Raw genomic sequence first — 7,440 nt, 5'->3', positions numbered from 1 at the left:
ATAGACATTGATTGAAAACACCAAGATACTTAGTTCGAGATTGTTTTGTTCCATGTGTTAACCCTATTATCCATCCAGTAGTTCATGTAAATCGTTTAAATGTAGTAAATGTACCTAGACACATTTATAAACCTATTAGAAAAAATGTTATTGTTGAGCACAGACGTCCCTTTTATTGCTAAATTTCCTGAATGCCATGCTTAAAAAGTAGTATGGCATCTTTGATTATTTCAAGATATATGCTAAGGAATAATATTTATCATTTGTGATATAAAGAGATCTTCACAATCCGTTTAGTAATTCAAGCAACACCCTTGAAAATACAAGTGCGGCCTATTTACGCTACCCTTGACCCACATAATAATTAACATGATTAATAATAATGAGAATACGATAGATATGAATGCAGATGAAAAACGATATAGGAATGGGGGATTGTATGATCCTAATATCAGGGGTCCCGTTTCAACAGAATGAAAAGTGGCATCTTGGGAGTATTGAGAAAACAATTATTAAACAGATGCAGAATGCCGCCGCTATTTATTCTTATTATTTCGTGGAGGAATTAGTGTTTGAACTTAAAGTGCGAAAGAACATTATCCAAAGTGCGAACGAAATGAACAAAAGTCAAGCAGTGTTTACAACCTTTGTATATGCCCGCTGCAATCCTAGGTACTGGCAATTAACAAGGGCAGGTGGGTTCCTTTTAAGACCCGATGTGCTGCCGGCCGATGCGATTCTGGATATTTATCGGAACAGTTCACTCTATGCATTTGATTGTGCAACAGCTATTCCAATTATCTATTACCATGCAATATTGAATAGTGTTGGTAGCTATTTATTTAATTCACTATTTCGAAATCTGTATATTTACAGCTGGCATACAGATACTGACTTAGGTATCATCACCTTCTATTCCAATCATTTTTTACCTGGAGATGTATTGTACTTTAATAATCCTGACTTTGATCGAAAAACACCACAGTTCAGAGGTGTTAATGCTGTTCTCCTTGTTGATGGAAGATTGTTTGGACATGGATTTAACATAAGAACACCAGCAGAAATGATTCAAATTCTTAATAAAAAAAGAAAACCGATCAGTTCCCAATCAGCTTATTTAACAAAATTAGTGACAAGACCTTCTTTTAAGTATTTATTCAGAGTGACAAGTTGGTATAGAAATGGTAAAGAATACAAAATACAGCGTCCGATCATGGGTTATGCACCATAACAAAAGTTCAATTTCATATGTTCAGTATCTTTATTCATCGATGTAATTTCTTGGCATTTCACAACCCTGACATTTACCTATTTAATTTCTGACAGGCTCTAAACCCACCTTCGAGAGTATTATATAGTGAAACTCATTACTCGAAGGGAAGTGTGATAAGATAATGTATTCAAACCTTAATGCACCGCCGACTCTTGGTGCTAATATTGCTCCAAATGTTGCTCCAATGCCTACCTATACTGCTCCTGCTTATGGTTATGGATGTCCCGCTCCTGTTTATAGTTATGGCTGCCCTATTTATCGGAACGATTTTATCTTAGTTGTAGTATTGTTTATCCTACTCATCATTGTAGGTGCAAGTTGCTACAGCTATATAAAGTGCTAACTTCATTGCTTTTTTATTATTCCGCAAGTGTCAAAATAACCCCCACCTAATTATATGAATATATCAATCAACATGAGATAATCTCTTCAAATCTGTTTTGAGGAGATTTTTCATGTCCAAACAGTCAAATCTAGAATTACGTAAAGAATGGAACGACAGATTTACATTTGTAACAATTAGTACAAATCCAATAAAACTAATAGCGACCATTATCTTTGCAATATTTATCTTTAAGTTCGTTATAAACAAAAGAGAAGTCAATCAAATCGTTGATTTTACGCAGTAGATTATCCTTGGGAACAACTAAATCATAAATATCAATATATGGACTGAAAACCATGGATTGTTGATTTTGCAGCATAGCACCCACCCGTTTAAAATTGATACTAAAATTGTATAGCAAAAAAGGTATAATTTAGAAGGACTTTTTCAGTACCCTCTTTCTTCATTTCAATACTCTGTTTGATAGTTTAGACTCTATCTCATCGACCTAGCAATCTCCAGCATTTCTTCCTTTTTTAAAATGGAACTATCCATTTTAATTAAAGTTCCCTCTTGCCTCCAAGAAAGGATGCCACCAGTAATTATTTTTCCCTTCCCCACTTTTTCACCGCTATTGACCCATGGTTGAAAATAACCCACGTTACCGCTTATATCTAGCTTCTCAGCACTTGGTTTTAACTTTTCCATTTTTATTGTAGCTGCTCTTCTTTCTTCAATTCCGATAATCATATAAGTATCATTGGAGTCCATATAATGCAGCCTAATCTTTGATATAAAGTCTTCTTCACCGAACGGATAGGTTTTAATTTCAAGTGTCCAATCCTCCGGGACGTTCTGGGGCGTGAACACCTTGAAATGAACTCTGTCTTTAATTTCTGAAATAGTAAGACTGTCGAGGTTATACATAATTTCAGCTTGAGTTGGCACAGGGAGCGATAAAATGAATAAAGTCAATAAGATATACCAAATGTATTTTATCAAGCATATATCTCCAGTCTGTGAGTTTTTATTTAGTATGCCCATTAAGAATTACCTCATGTTCTGTTTTGGTCCTTCTTAATTTGTTGAACACTTAGCACCTTACAAAAAGCTACATCGTTTTCCATCATTTTATGTTAAACTAGCCTCAATCAATCTATTTAAAAACGAGGGGTAGTTGTGGACTTACTTTCTATCCTATCCTTATCAAGAAAAATCAACATTATTCAAGGCTCCCTGTTTACACTAATCGGCTTGAAAATTGCTTTTACTGAAAAATAACCTTGAACTATATTTTACCAAATTTTAGTGCAATATTCTGATTTTTTGAATTTTAACAAAGCCGTTGAAAAAGTTTCTGTTTCAACGTATATTTGATAAAGTATTTCTTTCAACGAACAAAGAAATAAAATTTAAATGGCCTTGAAATGGAGGATTCGATCATCGTGACGCTAGGGCCACGAGTCATTAAAACTGGAATTGCTGTTACACTTGCTTTGTTTATTTGTTCTTATTTTAATCTGCAATCTGCTGTGTTCGCCGGTGTGGCTGCTATTTTTACCATTCAACCGTCGATTTACCGAACGTGGAAACAAGTATGGGATCAAGTTCAAACGAATACACTTGGAGCAATTATCGCTCTCTTAGCCCTATATTTTCTTGGCAACGATCCAATTGCCATAGGGCTTGTTATGATCATCGTCATTTTAATTAGCCTCAAATTAAAAATGGAGGAAACCATATCCCTTACATTAGTAACCGTCCTTGCTATTATGAGTGCCCCAGGGATTGAGGAAAACTGGGTATTCGCTTTGCACCGTTTTGGAATTATTTTAATCGGAATGATTTCAGCTTTATTAGTAAATATTTTCATCTATCCACCAAAGTACAAGAAAAATTATCTAAACAAAGTCCATAATATTTTCCAAAATATGGCCCTTCTAATGAGAACTGCGATTTCTAACGAAATGATTGAAAAATCATATCAGGAACAAATGAAAGATTTGGAGAATGATATTCTAAAATTAGAGGAGCAATATAGGCTTTTTGATGAAGAACGCGAAAAAATGGCGAAAATAAATAATATTAATTTACGTGAAATTGTCGTGTTTAAGCAAATGCTTAAATCACTTCAACAGGGATTTCTTGTATTGGAAAATATCGATGAGTTTTACTTCCAAAGCAAACCGAATCCTGATGAGAATATGCTTTTTGATCACCAAATCGAGCATTTAGTTAAGTACCATGAACTTTATTTATTAAAGTATGAAGGAAAAATAAAAACAGATGAACCGGAGCTTGAGGAGGACCTAGTTTCACAATCTAAAGTCTTCTTAGAAAAGGTATTTGATTCCTATAATCTAAATCATGAACAAAAAATTCATCTTGCTGTTATCGGTTCTTCCGTCTATAAATATGCCTTTCAAATTGAGCGTTTAAATCGTGTGATTGAGCAATATCTTAGAAAAACACAAAAGGATGAAGCCTAAGCGTTTCATCCTTTTGATTTTAATTTTTATTATAGGTTAAAAGTTCTGCAAAAACGTCTTAATGACGTCCATTCCACCTATAAAGGTTCCCAGTGAACCCCCTATATTTACAATCATAACAATGAGCAATATTCTAGTTACCTTGTTCCGCCAAAATCCTTTGACGCTAAAAACATCCTCTGACAGCCTTTCAAAGTCTTTTACGCTTGGTCTCCTTATGTAAGCCTGGGTTAAGCCTGCAAACCATCCTGCTGCAAGGAGCGGATGTAGAGTTGTAATAGGTGCTACTACAAACGCTGTTAAGATTGTCAACGGATGCCCTAACGCGACAATGGCTCCAAGTGCAGCGAACGAACCTGTCCATAAAATCCAGCTGATCGTTTGACCAAGTCCTGCTGATGGATTAGTAAAAAATGTATAAGCAATAATGGCTAAAATCAGAATCGGAAGGCTCCAGCCAATAATTTTAGGCCACTTGGATTTAGGAGGAAGTACAGTCAATTGCTTCAAATCATGTTCTTTATGGATTTCCTTTGTAATGCCCGGTACATGGGCAGCTCCTAAAACAGCAACGATTTTTTCACCGGGTGCATCTTTGATTTTCTGGGCAAGATACTGATCTCTTTCATCAACTAATGGTTTTTTTAACTGTGGGAAGGTTTCGGTAAATTCATTCAGGATTGCATTAATCGTATCCTGATTTTTCATCTTTTCCAGTTCTTCCTCGGAAATTGTTTCTGTGCTAAAAATGCTGGCTATAATCTGGCTAAGAAGAATGGACTTCCCTTTTAGACCAAGATTTCCCCAAATCCTTGAGAATGTAACTTGGATATTTCGGTCCGCTAGCACAAGCTCAGCACCCATTTCTTTCGCTGATTCGATCCCTTGAATCATTTCTTGTCCAGCTTTTATGCCAAATTGTTTAGCCATACGGTTTTGAAAGGAAGAAACGGCTAGATTTATTAAAAGCAAAGTTGCCTTCTTTTCTTTAATAACCTGAATGATATCCATTTCTTTCCACTTGGTACCTTCGATAATGGATTGATATCTTTGCTGATCCAATTCTACACAAACAGAATCCGGTTTTTCTACTTCAATCACTTCTTTTACCTGCTCGGCACTATTTTTCGAAATATGTGCTGTACCAATAAGTATGTATTCTTTTCCATCTAAATTGATTCTCGTAATATTTTCCTCGTGCATTGTGACCTACCTTGTTATTTTCTATTTTTTTCATTATAACACGAAACACACTCACAATGCTTTTTAGAACCCATCAATTGAAAAATGGGACCACAAAGTTTTATTTGTGAATCCCACTTTTAACTTGAAATTATTTAAAAGGATTTTTCCATTCCATTAATGCACCATAGTTTAGCGATTCAGCGTCTTCTAAGTAGTTTTCAACTACAGCTAGCGGTGTTCTGCCACAACGCAACAGGAAGGAGATAACCGGATCTTTCGTTTTTCCTTCGGTAACCTCACGAATATACTCCTCAGGAGTCAATTGATCAGCCATTTTATGATACCCAGGCATGCGCCCACCGCCAAGTAGGCGATTCAATCCCAACTTGATCACAGTATGATACATCGCCTCCATCATCAGTTTACCTAAGCCAAATTTCCGGAAACTAGGTCGCACAGCGATATCGACAATGTAGAGTGTATTTCCATTTGGATCATGGTTGCGAATATAACCATTATCAGTGATTTCCTCCCAAGTGTGGTTTGGATGCTTCGGATCAAAATCAACGATTAAACCCGTCATCGATCCCGCCAGTTCACTGCCAACTTCGACACACATGGCCCCTTCTGGGAACAGTGTTACATGATTGGTCAACTGTTCCTCCTCCCACCATAAATCGGAAGGAAATGGGGGAGGGAAACATTCTGACTGTATCTGGATGAGTTCACGAAAATCTGCCTGTATATAGTTCCGAACAACAACAGGATACGACTTCCCATCATGAAAAATAAAAAACTCGCTCCGGTACACTTGCACTCACCCTTCTACATGTTTTTCCCAATCGACATATAAATCAACGCGGCGGTCTCTCCACGTCGTAACAGAGCCCTTTTCGCGCACCTCGTAAAGAAGATTTAAATCAAGATCTGCAGTTACAATCATATCTTGGTTGATTTCCCCTTCTACCAATAAACCTTTTGGAGGAAACGGTATATCGTTTGGTGTAATAACAACTGCCTGCCCGAAGTTTGCTCGCATAAAATCAACGGTTGGAAGTGACCCTACGGTTCCCGTTAGAACAACATACACTTGGTTTTCGATCGCCCGTGCATGACTTGTGTAGCGTACACGATGAAAACCGTGGCGATCATCGGTACAAGACGGACAGAAAATCACATCTGCCCCTTTTGCTTTGGCCATTCTGACAATCTCTGGAAACTCAATATCGTAACATGTTAGGAGCGCAATTTTTCCTTTATCCGTTTCGAAAATCTTAAAAGAGTCACCAGCTGACATATTCCATTCATCTACCTCCGTAGGAGTAATATGAAGCTTAGCTTGTTCTTCTACTCTTCCATCCGGATAAAAAAGATGGGCAACATTATAAAGACGGTTGTTTCTAGTTAAAACATGCGTCCCACCGATAATATGCATCCCAGTTTCTTCAGCCAACTTTTTAAATAAATTAAGATATTGCTCTGTAAAACTTGGCAAGTTATTAATCGTTAAAGAACTGCCCTGTCCGTTTCCGATAGATAATAACTGTGTTGTAAAAAATTCAGGGAACAGTACAAACTCTGATCCATACTCTTGTGCTGTTTTTATATAATGTTCACATTGATTGGAGAACTCCTCAAATGATTTTATTGTGTGTAAATGATATTGAACTGCAGATACTCTTATTTTCAATAGAAACTCCTCCTATCCTTTTCGAGTCCAATCTACTCTATTCATTTCGATAGGACAAATATATACTAAAATAGACCGGTTTCCAAGAATTACGATTTGTTATTGATAGATGCCTCCTCCAGCTTGCTTGAACTCGGTAGCTTTTTCCTTCATTCCTTTTTCAATCGCTTCGGTCGTCTCAAGATTATGGTCCTTAGCATAATTTCGGATATCTTGAGAAATTCTCATACTGCAAAACTTTGGACCACACATGGAACAGAAATGGGCTGTTTTGGCACCCTCTGCTGGTAAAGTTTCATCATGATATTCTACAGCCCTTTCTGGATCTAGTGATAAATTAAATTGATCTTGCCATCGGAACTCAAAACGGGCCTTTGATAAGGCGTTATCACGAATTTGTGCACCAGGATGTCCTTTTGCTAAATCAGCAGCATGGGCGGCAATTTTATATGTAATAACACGAGTGTTGATTATCCAA

The 7,440-nt window shown here is 36.7% G+C and carries 8 protein-coding genes and 1 pseudogene; 3 read left to right on the top strand and 6 right to left on the bottom strand.

From position 1 onward, the window contains the following. Positions 1–439 precede the first annotated feature (439 nt). A complete protein-coding gene (locus P9E47_RS22805) occupies positions 440–1,231 on the top strand; it encodes a protein-glutamine gamma-glutamyltransferase (RefSeq protein WP_003331242.1) in 792 nt (263 codons plus the stop codon). Between the two features lie 163 nt (positions 1,232–1,394). Beyond that, a complete protein-coding gene (locus P9E47_RS22800; RefSeq protein WP_081585675.1) occupies positions 1,395–1,616 on the top strand; it encodes a YjcZ family sporulation protein in 222 nt (73 codons plus the stop codon). Positions 1,617–1,818: 202 nt separating this feature from the next. Here the strand turns inward: P9E47_RS22800 and P9E47_RS22795 are convergent. Beyond that, positions 1,819–1,977, bottom strand: a pseudogene (locus P9E47_RS22795) (IS5/IS1182 family transposase); the annotation flags it as partial. A gap of 116 nt (positions 1,978–2,093) precedes the next feature. Beyond that, complete coding sequence (locus tag P9E47_RS22790) at positions 2,094–2,600, bottom strand: DUF4367 domain-containing protein (RefSeq protein ID WP_326165170.1); 507 nt, start codon at positions 2,598–2,600, stop codon at positions 2,094–2,096. A gap of 443 nt (positions 2,601–3,043) precedes the next feature. Here P9E47_RS22790 and P9E47_RS22785 point away from each other — a divergent pair, with 443 nt between their 5' ends. Continuing rightward, positions 3,044–4,087 (top strand): FUSC family protein, encoded by a 1,044-nt coding sequence (locus tag P9E47_RS22785; RefSeq protein WP_003331240.1) that lies wholly within the window; start codon positions 3,044–3,046, stop codon positions 4,085–4,087. A gap of 36 nt (positions 4,088–4,123) precedes the next feature. Here P9E47_RS22785 and P9E47_RS22780 read toward each other — a convergent pair whose 3' ends face one another. The 4 genes from P9E47_RS22780 to P9E47_RS22765 form a co-directional block, all read right to left on the bottom strand. Next, entirely contained in the window at positions 4,124–5,290 is a 1,167-nt protein-coding gene (locus P9E47_RS22780; protein ID WP_003331239.1) for a TraB/GumN family protein, read from the bottom strand. Positions 5,291–5,420: 130 nt separating this feature from the next. Next, a complete protein-coding gene (locus tag P9E47_RS22775; protein ID WP_326165167.1) occupies positions 5,421–6,083 on the bottom strand; it encodes a GNAT family N-acetyltransferase in 663 nt (220 codons plus the stop codon). A gap of 6 nt (positions 6,084–6,089) precedes the next feature. Next, a complete protein-coding gene (locus P9E47_RS22770; protein WP_003331237.1) occupies positions 6,090–6,962 on the bottom strand; it encodes a carbon-nitrogen hydrolase family protein in 873 nt (290 codons plus the stop codon). A gap of 99 nt (positions 6,963–7,061) precedes the next feature. Beyond that, on the bottom strand, positions 7,062–7,440 hold a 379-nt coding region (locus P9E47_RS22765; protein WP_326165164.1), incomplete at its 5' end, for a phosphomethylpyrimidine synthase ThiC.

The organism is Schinkia azotoformans (assembly GCF_035811335.1).
Classification (GTDB): Bacteria; Bacillota; Bacilli; order Bacillales; family Bacillaceae_J; genus Schinkia; species Schinkia azotoformans.
The sequence above is the reverse complement of the archived record's forward strand: the minus strand, read 5'-3'. Positions and strand labels throughout refer to the sequence as shown.

What these genes read in the sequence shown, in the direction of transcription:
- P9E47_RS22800 (WP_081585675.1), top strand. Translation starts at nt 1,395, where the DNA reads ATGTATTCAAACCTTAATGCACCGCCGACTCTTGGTGCTAATATTGCT.
- P9E47_RS22780 (WP_003331239.1), bottom strand. Translation starts at nt 5,290, where the DNA reads ATGCACGAGGAAAATATTACGAGAATCAATTTAGATGGAAAAGAATAC.
- P9E47_RS22805 (WP_003331242.1), top strand. Translation starts at nt 440, where the DNA reads ATGATCCTAATATCAGGGGTCCCGTTTCAACAGAATGAAAAGTGGCAT.